This window comes from Microcoleus sp. PH2017_24_DOB_U_A (genome assembly GCF_020738205.1).
Taxonomy (GTDB): Bacteria; Cyanobacteriota; Cyanobacteriia; order Cyanobacteriales; family Microcoleaceae; genus Microcoleus.
In genome coordinates this window covers 14,226-32,566 of record NZ_JAEQCT010000017.1, presented here as the reverse complement: position 1 = coordinate 32,566, position 18,341 = coordinate 14,226, and the positions used below count along the sequence as shown (strand labels likewise).

The window sequence follows — 18,341 nt, the reverse complement described above, 5'->3', positions numbered from 1 at the left end:
AAAAACCCGGTTTCTAACCTCCCGTGCGTAATTCCTATGGCTAATTCACGTCTTCGGATATGCCTTCGATAAAGGCAACAAGTCCTTTGCCCCAGGGGTTTGATTCGGTGAAGTGTTCGCCAACTTTTACTGCTGCTTTTTTGCCACCGTTGTAAAGCCGTTTGAGGCTGATTAGGTTTTGCCACTCGATCGGTTTTTGCTCTTTGATTTCCTTAAATTCTGCATCAATAATATTGAGTGCTTGTTGTTCGTCTTGCACGTAGGTATACTTTTTTTCTAATGCCTGAATGATTTGCACTACTGCATTTAGTGCGGCTTCAGGGGAGGATTGTTGGGCGGCGATGGTGATATTTTGGGCTTGATTGCCGTGGTTATCTCTGAAGTTCAAAGGGGCGTAGAAGGTTGAATTGGAGAAGTCCTGGGTGGGTTTATCAGACATTTCTTTTGTTGTTTTGTGGATTAGCTGGGTGGTTTCGTCAATTTTAGCAAGGATCTCGTTTGGCTGCGGTGGTTTGGCTGGCTGCGGTGTTAGGGACAACTGACGAATCGGGTAGTTGTAGTATTTGCAGGCGGCTTGGATGGCGAGGATGAGGTGGTGAACTTCTTTGCCTGATTTGGAGGGAATTAAGGTGAGGAGGTGGGGGAGATAAGTGGCAATTTTCTCTGTGTGCTGCTTAGCGATTTTGCCTAAGGCATCTGCCGCGCTCCAACGATAAAAGTCTGAATCTTCAACGAGTTTAAGTAATCCCTCAATTGCTGCCTTGTTACCAATTTTTCCTAAGGCTTTTGCCACACTAAAACGCACAGCAGATTTTGAATCTTTAACGAGCTTAAGCAATCCTTCAATTCCTGCCTTGTCACCGATTTTTCCTAAGGCATTGGCTGCTTTCTCACGCACAGCATAGTTTGAGTCTTCAAGGAGTTTAAGCAATCCCTCAATTGCTGCCTTGTCACCGATTTTTCCTAAGGCACTGGCTGCCATCAATCGCACATATGGGTCTGAATCTTTAAGGAGTTTAAGCAATCCCTCAATTGCTGCCTTGTCACCGATTTTTTCTAAGGCATCTGCTACGCTCGATCGCACATCAGAGTCTGAATCTTCAACGAGTTTAAGCAATCCCTCAATTGCTGCCTTGTCACCAATTTTTCCTAAGGCATCTGCCACACTCCAACGCACATCAGAGTCTGAATCTTCAAGGAGTTTAAGCAATCCCTCAATTGCTGCCTTGTCACCGATGTTACCTAAGGCATCTGCCGCACTCGATCGCACATCAGATTCTGAATGTTCAAGGAGTTTAAGCAATCCCTCAATTGCTGCCTTGTTATTGATGTTGCCTAAGGCATTTGTCGCTATCCTACGCATAGAATACTCTGAATGTTGAACGAGTTTAAGCAATCCTTCGATTGCTGCCTTGTTACCGATTTTTCCTAAGGGTTCTGCCACACTACAACGCACATCAGAGTCTGAATGTTTAAGGAGTTTAAGCAATCCCTCAATTGCTGCCTTGTCACCGATTTTGCCTAAGGCATCTGCCGCCATCCTACGCATAGCATAGTTTGATTGTTCAACGAGTTTAAGCAATCCTGGAATAGCTGCCTTGTCACCGATTTTGCATAAAGCTTCGGCCCCACTCCAACGCACATCCGAGTCTGAATCTTCAATGAGTTTAAGCAATCCCTCAATTCCTGCCTTGTCACCGATTTTGCCTAAGGCATCTGCCACACTCCAACGCACATCAGAGTCTGAATCTTCAACGAGTTTAAACAATTCAGAAATCGCTGCCTCGGAACCTATTTCGCCAAAGGCATATGCTACGCTACTACGCACCTCAGAGTCTGAATCTTGAACGAGTTTAAACAATTCAGAAATCGCCACCTCGGAACCGATCGCACCTAACGCATCTACCGCCCTCCTACGCACATCCGAGTCTGAATCTTCAACAAATTTAAGCAATCCCGGAATCGCCGCATCCGATCGCACTTCCCCCAAAAGCTCAACCTTCAACCACCCCGGCACATCCAAGCCATCCACCAACCCAACCGTGCGCTTCTGAAACTGCCGCTGCACCTCCCCCGCCAGCCGCGCCCCCAACATCAAATCCACATCCAAAGCCAGCCGCACCACCCGCACCGCCTGCACCGCGTGCACCTCATCCTCCAACAGCGACAGCATGAACGCCAGAGGCTCCGTCCATTTAAAATAATTCAAATAGAAATGCTGTAACCTTTGATCATCCGTCACATCAGAATGCTTATCATCAAAAAGTTTCTGCAACGCCAGCCCCGCATAATACTCCTGAAATAATTGGTGATGAAACTCAATTTCCTCCGGCTTTGCCGCCACCTGCAACAGATGATGTTTTAGCAGATCTTTTAGCCATTTTCTTGCCTTTATTGGCGCATCCATTACCCCCCGATCGCGCAACCAGCCCTCCAAAATTATCCCAGCCCGATCGCGACGAATCACCAAGCTTTTCGTAGGCTGCTGCAACATCACAAAAGCCAACTGCTCCAAAAACTCCGACTTAAACAGCGAAAAATCCTCCAAAAACCAGGCATCGTCCTTAAACTCGTTATACTGGCGATCGAACTTCTGAAACAATTCGCCCTTACTCTGGGGAATTTCCCCGGTACTTTCAAACACCTCGCACATCATCCACAACAGCAACGGCGTTTCGGCAATTTCTCGCAGGCGATCGCGCAATTGTCGCAGCAGCGAATCCCCATGTTGTGGCAAATGTTTGTGCACAAACTCTTCCATCTGCGGTTTCGTCAGCGCGCACATCTCCAGTTGTTTCTCAATTCCCAAAGATCCGCCAAGCGCCAAATCCCGCGTCGCCAAAATCATCGGCGTATCGGAATTGTCGTCGCGAAATAGCTGGAATTCATCCCGCCGTTGTTTGGATGGCATCTCATTCACGCCATCCAGCAACAGCAGCAATTTGCCATCCAGCAGCAAATCATTCACCACTTCCTCACTAACTCTGAGTTTTGCTTGGCGAAATTCGGCACAAATTGCTTGTTCGATCGAGCGATCGCTCCTCAACTGCACTAATATCGGAATCGGGCGATCGCAATCCTTGAGTGCTTCCAGTGCCAATTCCCACCGAAAACGCCGCAAAACCGTCGATTTTCCCGAACCGGGCTTCCCCACTAACAGCACATTTCCGTCGCGCAGGTATTTGCGGATTCCTGAGAGCACTTCCAGGCGCTCTATTTTCGTTTCTGGTTTATTTTTTGGGGTTTGGGGCGATCGATCTTCCGGTGAAATTTCCACTCGCACCTCCACCTGTAAATCCGTCAGCGTGTAGAGATCCGGTTGGCTTTCATAGGACTTAATTAGGGATTGCAGATATTTAGGAAAATCAACTGGTGTTGCCATTTGATTGTAGATTTTAGAATATAGATTGATTATAGAATTTCCAGGTATGTAGTTGCGCTTCAGCGCTCTTTGCTTATATAAAGAAAGAGCGCTGAAGCGCAACTACGTACCTAATTCCTGTGCTCTTTCATATATAAAGAAATAAAGAGCGCCCAAGCGCAACTACGTACCTAACAACTACCAATTCCTAACCGTGCAATTCTCCATTAGGCATAATCGTGCCGCGGAATTGAGCGCCCGCTAAATTAGCCGTGCTCAAATCAGCCCTAATCAAACTTGTACGGTGCAAAATAGCATCCCGCACATCAGTTCGAGCTAGATAAGCATCAGTCAAATCAGCTTCACTCAAATTCGCTTGATTAAAATTAGCACGACTCAAATCAGCCCGTACCAAATTAGCACGACTCAAATCAGCCATCACCAAATTAGCATTACTCAACTTAGCATCAGGAAGAAACGCACCGCGCAAATTAGCACCAGCCAATTCAGCATCAATTAACACAGCTCTTTCCAACTTAGCATTTGTCATCACAGCCCAGGAAAAATTTGCTTCTACCAAAGTTGCTTCAGTTAAAAATGTGCCATCTAAAATAGCTTGGTTCAAATTTGCCTGAGTCAAATTTGCTTCCCGCAGAGATGCTTCAGTCAAATTCGCTTGACTGAGATTAGCTTTAGTCAAATCTGCACCCAGCAAATTGACACCCCGCAAATCTGCACCTTGCAAATTTGCACCCCGTAAATTTACACCCTCAAAAATCCGCTGTTCCTTCCGGAAATTCGCACCACGCAAGCAAGCACCGCGTAAATCTGCACCTTGCAAATTGACGCCTCGCATATCTGCATCAGTCAAATTTGCATCGATAAAAACTGCCAAAGAAATGTTGGCTTTGCGAAAATCTACACCTTGCAAACTAGCTCCGTGGAAGTCGGAATCAGACAAATTTGCTCCGCTTAAGTTTGCCTGATTTAAGTTAGCACCCGAAAACTTGGCATTAGTTAAATTGGCGCGCTGAAGGTTAATTCTGTTCAGGTATGACATCGTTAAGTTGGCACCCCAGAGATCAGCACTGCTTAAATTGACGCCAATTAAATCTGCACCGCTCAGATGAACGCCTCTCAGATTCATACCTTGAAAATCAAGTTCTCCTGATGTATATCGCCTTAAAATTTCGCTAGCATTCATGTTGTTTTGTTGTTGATTTTTGAGAAACTCTACTTGCTATTTAGAGATTGATGGTAGTTATAGTCTCTTAAAGAAGGACGAAAGTTTGTGCAACCCCAAATTTGTATCTGGGAATTTAATTAGTTTTATTCACAAATTCTTGAGTCCAATCGACTGTTTTGTTGCCTAACTGACGCCCGTGAATTTTTACATGAGTCAGAGATGGTGATTTTAAAGTACCCAGTTTTTTGTAAATGTATGTAGCTGTATCCTGTTGGCTTGGGACTTCGGCAGACTCCAGAATGACGTGGAGCCAACCCTCTTTAAATCCCGCTGTGGCAGTAATTCCCCTGGGTTGTAGCAATTGATTGATCAAAATGGCGATCGCCTTTGGTTTGCCTTGTTTTGCCATTTCCACAAGCTGATACTGATTTGGTTTGTGGCTAGAGTTTTGTGGCTCTGTTGCTGAACTATTTTCGGCAATATTCTCCTGGATTTCAGCAGGAGAACCCCCGCTTTCTTTTGACTCAACTTCGCTCAGCATTTCCATTAATTTGTCAGTAAATCCCTGAACTTTTGCTACATAATTTCTGAGATTTTTATATTTCCAATACAAACGCTCCTCGGCACTTTCTGTAGAAAATTTTCCGTTCATAGCAGCTTCTAAGTCGCTGAATATTTGTTCTATTTGCGCCGTTGTGAAGTTAGCACTTTGGCTGACTAAGCCTTTCATTTCCTCTTCCAATCCCAACTTGCGTTTGATGGAATCGGTAATATTGATAGTAACAGGAGCGGCTGGTTCTACACTTTCGACAATGGTCGGCATTTCTGCAACTTCGTCTGTTTCTACCAATTCCTGTCTGACATCAGCAGTGGGATTATTGCTGCTGGTTTTTGAGTCTTTAAACTGTATATTTTCTACCGGAGCAGGCACTAAGTAACTCTTCTGGGGGTCATAATGATAGTGAGCCGGAGCAGCTTGAATGATCTGAGTAATATCCCCAGGTTCAAAATATTCGTTGCGCCTGTCAACCGGGACAATATCTTCATAAAAACTGTTGTTTAAATGCGTCTGATCGTAGTCTTCGGTAGACGAATCTTCGCTAACCGAATCTTCGGCTATATCGCGTTCTTCCTGTTGCAATTTTGCGTAACAAGGATTCATTGCTTTGATGATCACGCTAGCTGCTTGGTCGCATTCGTCGGTGTTGTCGAGTTTGCCCGCAGTTCCGTACAAATTAGATTCGAGTTCGGCCAGGCTGCCACAGACATTAAATAGTTGTCGCAGCAGCTTGTCAAGTTCTTGGGTTTTAAGCAGCAGCCAATCGCGCTCGCTAAAAGTGAAGTCGTGATAAAGAGTAGAAAAAATGAGGATTTTTGCTCTCAGCGGATTGGTTTGCTGTACAATTTTTTGTCGGACATCAAACAAATTTCCGGCGTCTCTTTCTAGCGACTCTCCTGCGGGCAGTTGCGAATTGAAGTGGTCATCAAATGCAGGTGCTTCGTGACCACCAAAATTAGATATATTTGTTTCTAATTTGGTAAAATCTTGGTACTCGTAAAGCCTGCTCAGTTGGCAGACGATTTTATCTGCGACTAAGGCGTACTCGGTTTTTTTGTTAACCTTGGCAACGATATTGTTTAAAACTGTTTCAATATCTTCTAACCTGCTGTATTTAGCACAGATTTCTTCGATCAACTTTCCTACATCTGCGCTGGCGAGTTTTGCCGGATCGTTTTCCCAACTTTCTTTACAAGCAAAAAATATGATTTTTTTAATGCGCGAAAGATTGAGATCTTGTTCAAATTCGCGAACAACTTCATCTAAAATAGATAAAGATTGCATAGTTTTCCTCTCCCAAAAAATACCCTATTAGTCGATTTTAGATTTTAGATTTTAGATTTTAGATTTTAGATTTACTCTCACATTGAATCAAAGGAACCCGAACAGGAGTGTAAAATCTTAGTATCTCCACGACTTAAGTCGGGGACTTGTACCCGTTTTTGGGCGAGTCAAGAGTCAGCGATAAATAATAAAATCATACCACATTTGATAAATGCAAGACTTTGATGCGATCGTAATTGGCAGCGGTATTGGCGGCTTAGTGGCGGGTGCGATGCTGGCTCGCTACGGCAAAGGGGTACTCGTCTGCGAGAGCCACACCATAGCGGGGGGGGCTGCTCACAGCTTTTCGCGCCGGGGATTTCATTTTGATTCGGGGCCTTCTTTTTATTGCGGTTTGAGTGACCCCCAGTCGCTGAATCCTTTGCGGCAAGTCTTGAATATTTTGGAGGAATCGATCGCAGCTATTGCCTACGATCCCCTGGGGCATTACCATTTTCCTGAGGGAAGTTTGCCAGTTTATGCTGATGCGAGAAATTACTTAGATGCTGTAGCTAAATTCGCACCGCAAGGCGCTATAGAATTGCAGCAATTTCAACAAAATTTATTAGTTTTGTATGAAGGTTTGCGGGGAATTCCGGCTTTAGCACTGAGATCCGACTGGCAGTTGATACCCGTGTTGCTGTCTCGCTACTCGCCTGCTTTGCTGAAGCTTTTGCCGTCATTAGGTGCGATCGCCAGTTCGGCTGGTACATTAATGGATAGGGACGTGCAAGATCCTTGGGTGAGGCGTTTGATCGATTTGGAGTGCTTCTTGCTATCGGGCTTGAAAGCGCATGGAACCGTCGCGCCAGAGATCGCTTTTATGATTGGCGAACGATCGCGATCGGCGATCGAGTATCCTGTAGGTGGCAGCGGTGCGATCGTCGATGCTTTAGTTCGAGGCTTGCAGCGCTGGGGTGGAAAATTGCGATTGGGAACACCAGTCGAGCAAATATTAGTTGAATCTGGTAAAACTACGGGAGTTCGCTTGCAAAATGGCGAAATTATCCGCGCCCCAATTGTGATTTCAAATGCTACAGTTTGGGATACTTATACAAAATTACTGCGCCCTGAAGATTTGCCGGAAAGTTACCGAAAAACTGCCTTATCGATGCCCGCCGTAGACAGTTTCATGCACCTGCATTTAGGCATTAAAGCCGAAGGAATCGAAGGCTTGACCGGCCACCACGTCGTCGTTCATGACAGCAAGGTTGACATTACAGTACCCGGAAATACCTGCATGATTTCGATTCCGACTGTGTGGGATGCAACTCTTGCACCGCCGGGACATCACGCGATTCACGCCTATACATTGGAACCTTACGCAGGCTGGGAGTATGGCGGCGGTTATCAGGAAAGGAAACAAGAGCGATCGCAATCTCTGTTCAAAGCTTTAGAAAAAATTATACCGGATTTGCGATCGCGAATAGTCCTGGAGTCGATCGGCACACCGCTAACCCACGCCCGATTTTTGCACCGCTATCAAGGAACCTACGGGCCTGCAATCGCCGCTGGAAAAGGCACATTTCCGGGGCCGCAAACACCAGTCAAAGGCTTATATCGGGTGGGAGACAGCACCATGCCCGGAATCGGGGTTCCCGCCGTCGCAGCATCGGGTATTTTGTGCGCGAATACCCTAGTCAATTCCGACATCACAGCACAATTTTTGTAAACCCAGCCGCCACAGGTTCGTAGTAAGGACTTTAGTCCTCTTATAATTTTAAATAGGACTAAAGTTCTCACTACGAACACTTTATCCACCAGCGGCAAAAGCGCCCATAACTGCGATCGACAAAGCCAAACCGGGCAACAGCAGCATTCCTAACATCAAAGCATCATGTCCGCTCATAACTTTCTCCTGATACCGACGTTCGATAGCTTATCATACCCACCCAGATTTCGCCACCGCCTTAACAATTAAAACCGACAGATTGATTCAGGAGTCACCGGGCAAATCTTATTTACAATCGAATTTCCGCGCAAGTCAAGCGTCGTTAGCTTTTGCAAAGATTGCAGTGGACTGATATCGGAAATTTGATTGTTGTACAAGTCGAGTACAAACAAATTATTCAAAGCTTGCACCGCGCTGATATCAGCAATCGGATTATTGAACAAATAAAGTTGAGTCAAATTAGTTAATGATTTCAGCGGAGTAATGTCTGAAATTTGATTGTTGCCAAGGTTCAGCTCAACTAAATTAGTCAAACCTGCCAAAGGACTAACATCAGATATTTTATTTTCAAACAAAACCAGTTTATTTAATTTAGTCAAAGCTTTCAGCGGAGTTAAGTCCGATATTTGATTCTCGAATAGAAACAGCGTAGTGAGATTTTTCAAAGCAGCCAGCGGACTGATATCCGATATTTGATTTTTGTAAAGGTAGAGTGTCTGAAGTTCAGTTAAATTTGACAGAGGAGCGATATCTGATATTTGATTTTTGTACAGAATCAGCGCCTTTAAGTTGGTTAAAGTTTTCACGGGACTGATGTCAGAAATTTTGTTATCAAACAAGACAAGTTCGACAAGATTAGTTAGACGCGCCAGGGGACTGATGTCTGATATTTGATTGGTATCGAGAACGAGTTTAGTCAGATTTGTTAGAGATAAAAGCGGACTGATGTCTGATATTTGATTGACATCTATTATCAGAGTTTTCAGGTTGGTTAAAGATTTCAGGGGAGCGAGGTCAGATATTTGATTGCTACTAAGATTTAGATTAGTAAGTTGAGTGAAAGATGACAGGGGACTGATATCGGTAAGTTGAGCAAGTTTAAGATTTATTTCTGTTGTATTAGCAAGCACTTCGTTAGCTCGATCGCACTCGGTAGTATCTGATATTTGCAACAGTATTTCTACGGTATGTTTCGCGCCGGGAGAGAGATTATCTTTGTGCTTACACCAATCGGGAAAGTTATTATAATTTGTTGTCATAGGTTTTACCTGTTAGTTCTTAAGGTACGTAGTTGCGCTTGAGCGCTCTTTCTTTATTATATGAAAGAGCGCTCAAGCGCAACTACATACCTGTACCTGCACGTGTAAATCTTACATTTCCCGTAAATCTAGCAATTATGTCTAATTTGTGAATCGGATTTTTGCGGATTTTGAGAAATGTTAGCAAAAATTGTGTAAAGTAATCTTAACATCGTTTATTGCATTCATTTACAGGAGCCAACAGCCGACTATGACGCCAGAACTAATTTTCGATGTAGGTAATGTCTTCGTTTTGCCTTTCTGGGCAATTATGATTTTATTGCCCAACTGGGGAATCACCCGCAAAGTGATGAATTCCTTTATTCCGTTTGCCGTGCTCGCCGTCTTGTACATATATTTGTTTGGTAGCAGTCTGACTCCAGAAAATGCGGCTGCTTTGTCCAATCCTAAGTTGGCAGATATTGCTAAGTTTCTGGGGGAGGAAACGGCTGCTGCTACGGGATGGATTCATTTTTTAGTGATGGATTTGTTTGTGGGACGCTGGATTTATTTGGAAGGACAACGGACGGGTGTTTGGACTGTTCATTCTTTGGCTTTGTGTTTGTTTGCTGGGCCGATGGGATTGCTTTCTCATATTCTAACTGCTTGGATTACTGACAAGTTTTTCCCGAGTTCTGATGTGGTGGAAACTGCTAGTCCTTCGGTTTAAGCAGAGGGTTTTCAATAGTTTGGATGTTAATCATCCATTTCTTGATGCAGGTTTTAGTGGTGAGGATTTAAGTTGAGATTTATGGATGCGGACTGAAGTCCTCACTACGAACCTGGAAGAAGGACTGAAGTCCTGACTACGAACCTGCTAGAGGTAGGACTAAGCGGGCGACAATTAAGTTATTTTCTAAGATTTCTAAGGAAAAGTCTCCCCCCATTAAACGTACCGCTCGCTGACAAATTAAGAGATTTTGCCCGATCAACCTATTTGACGTAACGGCCAATATATCGCCGTGAAAACCGCCGTTGAAGCCGGCAAGTAACTGTCGATCGCACTCGCCACTATCAATCACAGATAATTCTAGCCATTCTTCCCCCAAAAGTTGAGAGCGAATCTCAATCTTATCGCCAGCTCCAGAACGCCTGCAAGCCATCGCCAGCAACTCGCACAGGATCAAATCCAGCTTGATGCTATCTCCGCGAACTCCCAAAGTCTTACCCGCAGGCAGCGACACAGCGGTCTCTCTGTTCACTTCCAGCAAGATTCCCGACTGTTTGACCAGGGGGGCCGTGCGATCGAGCGATCGCCTCAGCCAAGCGCTCACAGGAACCGCATCTTGTCCGAATTGCGGCCGCCACTGTTCCTGTTTCAGCACCAAATGAATTGACCCCAAAGCATTGCCAATTTGCCGCAAAACCTGTTGGTAGCGCAAGGTTTTCAGAGCATCCTTTTGTTCCTTCGCCGACTGCAAAATCGACTGGCTCAACTCTCCCAACTCCTTGAGGCCCGCTGCCACAGTCCGGTAAAAATCCTCGAAACGGCGCTGCTTGTACCAGTTGAGCATCTCCAGATCCAATCGCTGCGACTCCTGCGCCGATTGCACTGCCACATACCTGCGCCGCCAAGCCAACTGAGATGCCATCGAACTCAGCAAATTCACCGACAACTCCGACCACTGGCGGCCCGGAGCGTCCGCCACCACCACAATGCCCAAGGGAGCGTGTTCTGGGGCACTCCGCAGCGCCACTGTCATAATTTCGCCAATTCCTGGACTCCGCAGCCACCGCTTTGTCGCCAGCAGCACTTGGCTCATACTCTGTTGCAGCACGCCTCCTGCCGCCAGGGTTTGTTGGATCAAAGCGTCTGTTTGGACAGGAATCAGCGCCTCGGGATTCAGGGCAAATACGGGATTGGCAGCTACTGCGGCGGAGATTGAAGCTGCCTCGTGGCCGGGATTCCAAGTAATTACTGCCACTAAAGGACAGGCAATTGTCTGGGAAACGTGTTCGGCAAAATGACGATCGAGCTTTTGCAGCGGCAACTCTGGGAACATATTCGGCGAAGCAACAGATTTCTGTTGTGGAGATTGCGGCTCGCCCGAATGCTGCAACAGCGCCAAACCCGATTTGATCGATCGCTCAAATTCCTGATATTTGTCAATTTCCGAACTCTGCTGCCAGGAGTGCAGAATCAATCCTAACTGTTGGCTGACTACTCGAACTAATTCTCGCTCCGATCGCCTCCAAGTGCGAGTTGCGCTGTGCCCGACAACCAGCAAACCCTCGATCGATTTTCGATTTTCGATTTTCGATTTTCGACTGGGGTTTTCTCCCTCGGACTGTTTTGTGCGAGTGCTCGATGCCAAAAGCGATCGCACCCCCGCTTCCGCCAGCACTTCCCGCCAAGCGCCCAACCGCCCGTCTTCCTCCCAATTTTCGATCGCCAGAGGTTCCGCGCTTTCTTGCAGCAGCCCCACATCAGCCACATCAAGGGCGTTGAGTGGCGACGGTACTTGTCTGCGGTTGCGGGGCAGATTTTGGGAGACAATTTCAAAGCGATTTTGTTCTTCCCTGTACAACAACAGCAAAAAGTATTCGCACTTGAGCCGAGAGCACAACTGCTCCGCCGTATTTTTCAAAGTCGCCTCCCAGTCAGCATCGCTGTAGATGGCGCGAGCTATTCCGGCAGTTAAATCTCGATCGAGCTGTGTTTGCTCAATCCTCTCCTCCATTTCCGACAGAGGAGCCGTCAGAGCCACTAATTGCGCCGCTCCCCGCAGGTACTGTTTTTCATTGTCTTGCCAAATCCGCGGCTCGCCAGCTTCCACTGCCAAAAATCCCAACAATTCCCCTTCCAAAACAATCGGCGCCGCCAACAGAGAGCGAGCGCGAATTTGCTGCATCAACCGCCCCGTCAGCTCAGTTTTCAGAGAACTGTGAGATTCACCGATCCAAACTATTTGTTGGGCCGCTAAAGCCTGATAAAATTCGCCCAAGTCTTGCACAGTAATGCCCGAAGCCGGTCGGATCTGGCCCAAACCAGGAGCAATTTGGCGGTTGCTAACTCGGCGCCAAAAATAGCGCCGCTCTCGCTCGAACCAATAAACATTAGTGCGCGTCGGCTCAATAAATTCATGGGCTTGTTCGACTACCGCTTGCAAATATTGGTCGAGCGATCGCAATTCCCGCAACTGCGAAATCAGTGCTAACAGAGACTCATCCGGGCGTTTGACCTGTTGTCGCTGCCAATCTTTTTCTATTTGATAAAGAGCAGTTGCCAGTGCTCCAAATACGATCGCCAACTGCGTTTTTTCTGCCGAATTTGGCGCAGAACCCCACACGTCTGTCCCCAGCAGAATCACACCGTAGCAGCGGTCTTTGTAGCGCAACGGAAACAGAGTCGTGCCTTGAATATTGTAAGTTTGAGCCGCTTTGCGCCATTCTCCGGCCCTGTTTTCCGATCGCAAATCCGGGACTCCCACGGGCCGGAGCTGAATCACCACTTGTTCCAGCAAATCCCCGGGAGTCAGGGAAAACCGCTGTTTGAGAAAAGACAAGTCGCCATTAGGAGTCATGCCGCCTTTCCCTAACAATCGGTGCGCCTGTCGATCGTACAACCCGATCCAAATCAACCGCCAGTCAAATTCCGCTTGCAAATAACCGAGTGCCGTCTCCAGCAGCACTTCCACATTCTCCTCTTCTCGGAGAGTCTGGAGCACGCGCTCCAGCCCCGCGATTTGTTCGTCTAAATCCTTCGCTCTTTGCTCCTGCCCCATGTCCCAGATTCCCCACACCTTTGTCCAATTTCAACTTACAAACTTAAAAATTTCAAAATTTAAAATGGAAAAGAATCAACCTATAATATAGTCGTCTAAATTATGCTTCAATCTAAAATGTCGATCCGGTCGATCGCAGTAAAAGTAAAAATCTCACCTTCCCAGGGGAGTAGCTCATTTTTATAAAAAGCATTTTATTGTATATATATAGTGCTGTCCCGGCTCGCTTGGTTATAACCGCAAGCGAGCGGGGACAGCACTATCAAGGCAAAACTGAGATACTCCCCCTTTCCAGTCTCCTGCTGACTATTTTTATTTCCCTTCTGATTTCTCATTTGTCAATAGCCCCAGGACAAGTCATTGGATATTTATCAATTAGGTGTGCGCCCGCTGTTGTTTTCAGTATTGAAAACCGATGCCGAGTGGCTGCACAACCGCACTCTTCAAGTTCTAGAAATAGCAGCCCGAACCCAGTCTAATCCTGCCACCAGTCAAATGCTCTCTCGATTGCAGAAATCTTTGGGAGTCCAAGATTCTCGCCTCGAACAATCGAAGTGGGGACTGAGCTTTAAAAATCCTGTCGGCTTAGCCGCAGGATTTGATAAAAATGGCGTAGCTGCGGACATTTGGGCAAATTTTGGCTTTGGCTTTGCCGAACTCGGTACAGTCACCTCCCAAGCGCAGCCGGGAAATCCCCAACCTCGGTTGTTTCGCTTGTCTGCTGACAGTGCAGCCCTCAACCGCATGGGATTTAACAATCAAGGAGCCGCGGCAATGGCAGCCCGGTTTCAGGAAGCACAGAAAAAGTTAAAATTAGACGGCTCGCGCCCCATGCCTGAGCCTCCTTTCCCCTTGGGCATCAATCTTGGTAAATCTAAGGTAACACCGTTAGAGCTGGCCGCAGCCGATTATTTGGAGAGTTTTAAGCTGCTCAAAGATTGGGGCGACTATTTTGTAGTCAACGTTTCCTCTCCCAATACGCCTGGATTGCGATCGCTCCAAGATGCTGCTGGGCTTAGCACAATTTTGGAAACTTTGCAACAAGAAAATCGGGGAATCAAGCCAATTTTAGTCAAGATTGCGCCGGATTTGGAACCAGAGGCGATCGCATCCATCCTCGACTTAGCAAAAACCTACCAACTAGCAGGAATTATCGCCACCAACACCACGATCCGCCGCGACGGATTGAAAACCCAAATCTTGCCAGAAACAGGCAAACCCATCGCCGAAGAAGCGGGCGGAATTAGCGGAATACCAGTGCAAGTGCGATCGACAGAAGTAATCAGATTTATCTGGCAATATACCAAAGGCGAATTACCAATAATTGGAGTAGGTGGCATTTTCACCGCCGAAGATGCTTGGGAAAAAATTGCCGCCGGTGCGAGTTTAATTCAAGTTTACACAGGTTGGGTTTACGAAGGGCCTTGGATGGTACGCCGAATTTTGGCAGGCTTGCTGCAAAAGTTAGAAGAAAAAGGATTTAATTCAATTTCAGAGGCCGTTGGTTCGGAAAATATTAAATAGTCGAACATTTTTCAAGGTACGTAGTTGCGCTTCAGCGCTCTTTCATAGATATAAAGAAAGAGCGCTGAAGCGCAACTACATACCTGGATCTGAGTACAGCACTTAAAAAAAATGCTTACATAATAATCTGACACCAAAATAGCAGCTTATCCAAGCACTTTTTCAAGAGTAATAAAATAAAAGTTATGAGCGCTGCGTTCAAGATTTTAGCCCTTAAAAATAGGACTAAAGTCCTCACTACAAACGGGGTTGTTTATCAAGAACAGCAAATTATTTAAGTTCAAGAGTTGTCAGTTTTGAGTCAAACAAAATTGCCAACGCAACTCACAACTCAGAACTCGCCAGTTGCGGTAGCGCTCCCTAAATTACTTGCGTTTAGAAAATTCTGAAATCTTCCAATCTATGCTCGCCATCAAGAAACGTTCTAGAGCTTTTAAATTGTCTTGTTGGATATTTTGAATAAGTTGAAACGCATTTTCAGACTGAACATTTGCCGAAAATTCGTCAGCGGTTGCTGGTGCTTTTTGCGATTGGGCTGGTTCAGAAGACGCCTCAAATCTGATTTGTGGGTGCTGATTTTCTTTTTCAGTCATTTCTGAGTCACCTCCTTGAGTGATTAGATACATAACCATGACTACAAATACAACTTATCTGTATCCGGGATTTGGGAAGTAAATTTTTCAGTCCCCGAGAATCGCAGTTACCAAGAGACTTGAAAGTTTTGAGTTCAGTTATCAGATATCTTCAACAGCACTTATGCACTTTCCCTCAGAAACCCATTCTTTTTGGGTAAGTCCTGTTGAATTAATACCTCGTATTTTCCGATAAAATAACCGCGATCCGGTTTTGAGTGAGGAATGCGAGTCCTCCATACAAACTAATTTCATTGCGCTCGTGACCGCAGGCACGATATTACCAGACAGAATTGGTTGAAAGCCCGCCCGCCCGGGAGAAATTAAAATCACGCTATTCATTACTCCAATCCTCTTCCTTCTAGGTAGAGGTCGCTCTTAAACTGTCAACTGTCAACTGTCAACTGTCAACTGTTGAAGCATTCCTAACTCACACACTGCCAGTGATGCACATCACTGAATTGTTATATTTACTTAACAGTAATATTTCCGAAATTCTGATATGGTTAAAGCTTAACAATTAATTTGACTGCGATCGCTCTCAAGCTGAAAGCAAGGGTCTGGAAAATATTAAGAAACTGAAGGTGTAGAGCCGATGGCGATTTATGTTGATACAGCAATTGTAGCGGAAGCCATACGGGCGAGCAAGTTCGGGTGGATAGCGGGAATTACTACTAATCCCACACTTTTGGCAAAAAGCGAGCTATCTCCTGAAGAGACACTAAAACAACTGGCACAACTGATTTCCGGGGAAGTCTATTATCAGCTAACAGCATCTGATTTTGATGGCATGGTAGTAGAAGGAAAGGCAGCTTTTGGATTAATTGGACAACAGACAGTTTTGAAAGTTCCAGCAACGGCGGCGGGCTTCCAAGCAGTAGCCCATTTGTCGCCGGAAATTCCTTGTGCAGTGACGGCTATTTACAGTGCAGCCCAGGCCGTTGTTGCCACAGAAGCCGGCGCCAAATATGCGATCGCCTACGTGAATCGTGCCACCCGATTGTTGGGAGATGGTTTTGCCTTAGTGCGGGATATGGCAAATGTTTTAAAGAGAACGAATACAGAGATTTTGGCAGCCAGTATTAAGTCGCCGGAAGAAGCGGTGAAGACTTTATTAGCGGGCGCGCATCATTTGACATTGCCTTTGGATGTGTTGCAAGCAATGGCCGTTCACGAATTGTCGCAGCAAACAGTTGATGAATTTGCCAAAAACGGGCGAGGAATTAGTTATTAGCTCATGTAGATAAAGGGCAAATCCAAACTTGTACTTTTAAATGTGAGGGCTTATGACAATTACTCGCGTTTCTGTAGACTCAGCAGGCAATCAAGCGAACAATGACTCCTACAGCCCCTCCATCTCAGCCAATGGTCGGTTTGTGGCGTTTACTTCTGCTGCCTCCAACCTCGTGCCGGGGGATACTAACAATAACAACAACATCTTCGTGCGGGACACGCTCACCAATACCACCACCAACGTCTCTGTAGACTCAGCAGGCAATCAGGGGAACCGTAACTCCCGCCGCCCCTCCATCTCAGCCGACGGGCGGTTTGTGACGTTTTCTTCTGCTGCCTCCAACCTCGTGCCGGGGGATACTAACAATACAGACGACATCTTCGTGCGGGACACGCTCACCAATACCACCACCCGCGTGTCAGTAGACTCAGCAGGCAATCAGGCGAACGATGCCTCCGGCCGCCCCTCCATCTCAGCCGACGGGCGGTTTGTGGCGTTTTATTCTGATGCCTCCAACCTCGTGCCGGGGGATACTAACAGTAGCGGAGACATCTTTGTGCGGGACACGCTCACCAATACCACCACCCGCGTCTCTGTAGACTCAGCAGGCAATCAGCAGTATGGTAGTAGGAGCTTCTTCAACTTCCCCTCCATCTCAGCCGACGGACGGTTTGTGGCGTTTGATTCTAGTGCCTCCAACCTCGTGCCGGGGGATACCAACGGTTACACAGACATCTTTGTGCGGGACAGGCTCACCAATACCACCACCCGCGTCTCTGTAGACTCAGCAGGCAATCAGGGGAACAGTGTCTCCCAAACCCCCTCCATCTCACCCGACGGGAGGTTTGTGGCGTTTGAGTCTTTTACCTCCAACCTCGTGCCGGGGGATACTAACAGTAGCGGAGACATCTTCGTGCGGGACACGCTCACCAATACCACCACCCGCGTCTCTGTAGATTCAGCAGGCAATCAGAGGAACTTTCGCTCCGACAACCCCTCCACCTCAGCCGACGGGCGGTTTGTGGCGTTTGAATCTGGTGTCTTCAACATAGTGGGTACCAAGACCTTCGACATCTTCGTGCGGGACACGCTCACCAATACCACCACCAACGTCTCTTTTGACTCAGCAGGCTATCCGGAGGAGGGAGGTAATCCCTCCATCTCAGCCGACGGGCGGTTTGTGGCGTTTTATGCATCTCCCTCCAACGTAGTGCCGGGGGATACTAACAATACAGACGACATTTTTGTTGCTGACACCAGCAGCACTCCAAACGTCATCAACGGCACTCTCGGCAACGACAACCTGACTGGCACAAGTGGCAACGATATCATCAACGGTTTGGAAGGTGATGACGTGCTGACCGGTTTGCGGGCTAATGATGTCTTAAATGGCGGCGACGGCAACGATATCCTGTCTGGCGGCAAAGGTTTTGACACCCTCAACGGCGGTTTGGGCAACGATAATCTCGTCGGCGGCTTGGGCAACGATGTATTTGTTTTAGGTACGGGGTTGGGAATTGATACCATCTCTGATTTTGCCAACGGCCAAGATACCATTCAATTAATTAATGGTTTGACCTTCGGACAACTATCAATTTCTGCTGGAATGAACGGCACATTAATTGGAGTAGCCAGCAGCGGTGAAGTTTTAGCATTTTTGACAGGCGTTCCTCCCAATTTCATCGGCACTGAAGATTTCTTCTCTGTTTAAAGATAGGGGAAAAGCTGAAAATACCCTTCAATTATATGATGGTTAATTCACCAGAGATGATATAATTGCTACTTGATTATTAGTTATTTGCACTCTTCTAATCACAAATAACTAAT

General features: G+C 46.5%; 11 protein-coding genes. 5 read left to right on the top strand and 6 right to left on the bottom strand.

Features of this window, described 5'->3' with window-relative positions; genetic code table 11:
* Window positions 1-40: 40 nt before the first annotated feature.
* The 3 genes from JGK07_RS01900 to JGK07_RS01890 all read right to left on the bottom strand — a co-directional run bounded on the left by JGK07_RS01900 (window position 41) and on the right by JGK07_RS01890 (window position 6,390).
* Entirely contained in the window at window positions 41-3,382 is a 3,342-nt protein-coding gene (locus tag JGK07_RS01900) for a HEAT repeat domain-containing protein (protein WP_293223830.1), read from the bottom strand.
* Window positions 3,383-3,569: 187 nt separating this feature from the next.
* Window positions 3,570-4,565, bottom strand: coding sequence for a pentapeptide repeat-containing protein (locus JGK07_RS01895; RefSeq protein WP_293174353.1), 996 nt, complete (start codon window positions 4,563-4,565; stop codon window positions 3,570-3,572).
* Between the two features lie 115 nt (window positions 4,566-4,680).
* On the bottom strand, window positions 4,681-6,390 hold the full coding sequence (locus JGK07_RS01890; protein WP_293223828.1) for a hypothetical protein: 1,710 nt from the start codon (window positions 6,388-6,390) through the stop codon (window positions 4,681-4,683).
* A gap of 211 nt (window positions 6,391-6,601) precedes the next feature.
* Between JGK07_RS01890 and JGK07_RS01885 the strand changes: the two genes are divergently transcribed.
* The gene (locus JGK07_RS01885) at window positions 6,602-8,101 is read left to right on the top strand and encodes an NAD(P)/FAD-dependent oxidoreductase (RefSeq protein WP_293189280.1); all 1,500 of its coding nucleotides are present in this window, start codon (window positions 6,602-6,604) and stop codon (window positions 8,099-8,101) included.
* A 245-nt stretch (window positions 8,102-8,346) separates the two neighbouring features.
* Here the strand turns inward: JGK07_RS01885 and JGK07_RS01880 are convergent, their stop codons facing one another.
* Complete coding sequence (locus tag JGK07_RS01880) at window positions 8,347-9,360, bottom strand: leucine-rich repeat domain-containing protein (protein ID WP_293210366.1); 1,014 nt, start codon at window positions 9,358-9,360, stop codon at window positions 8,347-8,349.
* 250 nt (window positions 9,361-9,610) lie between these two features.
* Between JGK07_RS01880 and JGK07_RS01875 the strand changes: the two genes are divergently transcribed.
* Window positions 9,611-10,069, top strand: a complete 459-nt coding sequence (locus tag JGK07_RS01875; protein WP_293174365.1) for an ABA4-like family protein — start codon at window positions 9,611-9,613, stop codon at window positions 10,067-10,069.
* Between the two features lie 136 nt (window positions 10,070-10,205).
* Here JGK07_RS01875 and JGK07_RS01870 read toward each other — a convergent pair whose 3' ends face one another.
* Window positions 10,206-13,124: a GAF domain-containing protein gene (locus tag JGK07_RS01870; RefSeq protein WP_293174368.1), complete on the bottom strand. Its 2,919-nt coding sequence runs from the start codon at window positions 13,122-13,124 to the stop codon at window positions 10,206-10,208.
* Window positions 13,125-13,484: 360 nt separating this feature from the next.
* On the opposite strand from JGK07_RS01870, the gene JGK07_RS01865 reads away from it, so the two are divergent.
* Window positions 13,485-14,648, top strand: coding sequence for a quinone-dependent dihydroorotate dehydrogenase (locus tag JGK07_RS01865; RefSeq protein WP_293174371.1), 1,164 nt, complete (start codon window positions 13,485-13,487; stop codon window positions 14,646-14,648).
* 365 nt (window positions 14,649-15,013) lie between these two features.
* Here JGK07_RS01865 and JGK07_RS01860 read toward each other — a convergent pair whose 3' ends face one another.
* Window positions 15,014-15,241 carry a hypothetical protein gene (locus JGK07_RS01860; RefSeq protein WP_293174374.1) on the bottom strand — a complete coding sequence of 76 codons (228 nt, stop codon included), beginning with the start codon at window positions 15,239-15,241 and terminating at the stop codon, window positions 15,014-15,016.
* A 634-nt stretch (window positions 15,242-15,875) separates the two neighbouring features.
* Between JGK07_RS01860 and JGK07_RS01855 the strand changes: the two genes are divergently transcribed.
* Both JGK07_RS01855 and JGK07_RS01850 read left to right on the top strand, forming a co-directional pair.
* Window positions 15,876-16,514: a transaldolase family protein gene (locus tag JGK07_RS01855; protein ID WP_293223826.1), complete on the top strand. Its 639-nt coding sequence runs from the start codon at window positions 15,876-15,878 to the stop codon at window positions 16,512-16,514.
* A 52-nt stretch (window positions 16,515-16,566) separates the two neighbouring features.
* The gene (locus JGK07_RS01850) at window positions 16,567-18,225 is read left to right on the top strand and encodes a calcium-binding protein (protein ID WP_293216490.1); all 1,659 of its coding nucleotides are present in this window, start codon (window positions 16,567-16,569) and stop codon (window positions 18,223-18,225) included.
* Window positions 18,226-18,341: the final 116 nt, after the last annotated feature.

Bases quoted from the DNA above. Each gene is read 5' to 3' on its own strand.
- JGK07_RS01900 (WP_293223830.1), bottom strand. From the start codon at position 3,382: ATGGCAACACCAGTTGATTTTCCTAAATATCTGCAATCCCTAATTAAG.
- JGK07_RS01895 (WP_293174353.1), bottom strand. From the start codon at position 4,565: ATGAATGCTAGCGAAATTTTAAGGCGATATACATCAGGAGAACTTGAT.
- JGK07_RS01890 (WP_293223828.1), bottom strand. From the start codon at position 6,390: ATGCAATCTTTATCTATTTTAGATGAAGTTGTTCGCGAATTTGAACAA.
- JGK07_RS01885 (WP_293189280.1), top strand. From the start codon at position 6,602: ATGCAAGACTTTGATGCGATCGTAATTGGCAGCGGTATTGGCGGCTTA.
- JGK07_RS01880 (WP_293210366.1), bottom strand. From the start codon at position 9,360: ATGACAACAAATTATAATAACTTTCCCGATTGGTGTAAGCACAAAGAT.
- JGK07_RS01875 (WP_293174365.1), top strand. From the start codon at position 9,611: ATGACGCCAGAACTAATTTTCGATGTAGGTAATGTCTTCGTTTTGCCT.
- JGK07_RS01870 (WP_293174368.1), bottom strand. From the start codon at position 13,124: ATGGGGCAGGAGCAAAGAGCGAAGGATTTAGACGAACAAATCGCGGGG.
- JGK07_RS01860 (WP_293174374.1), bottom strand. From the start codon at position 15,241: ATGACTGAAAAAGAAAATCAGCACCCACAAATCAGATTTGAGGCGTCT.
- JGK07_RS01855 (WP_293223826.1), top strand. From the start codon at position 15,876: ATGGCGATTTATGTTGATACAGCAATTGTAGCGGAAGCCATACGGGCG.
- JGK07_RS01850 (WP_293216490.1), top strand. From the start codon at position 16,567: ATGACAATTACTCGCGTTTCTGTAGACTCAGCAGGCAATCAAGCGAAC.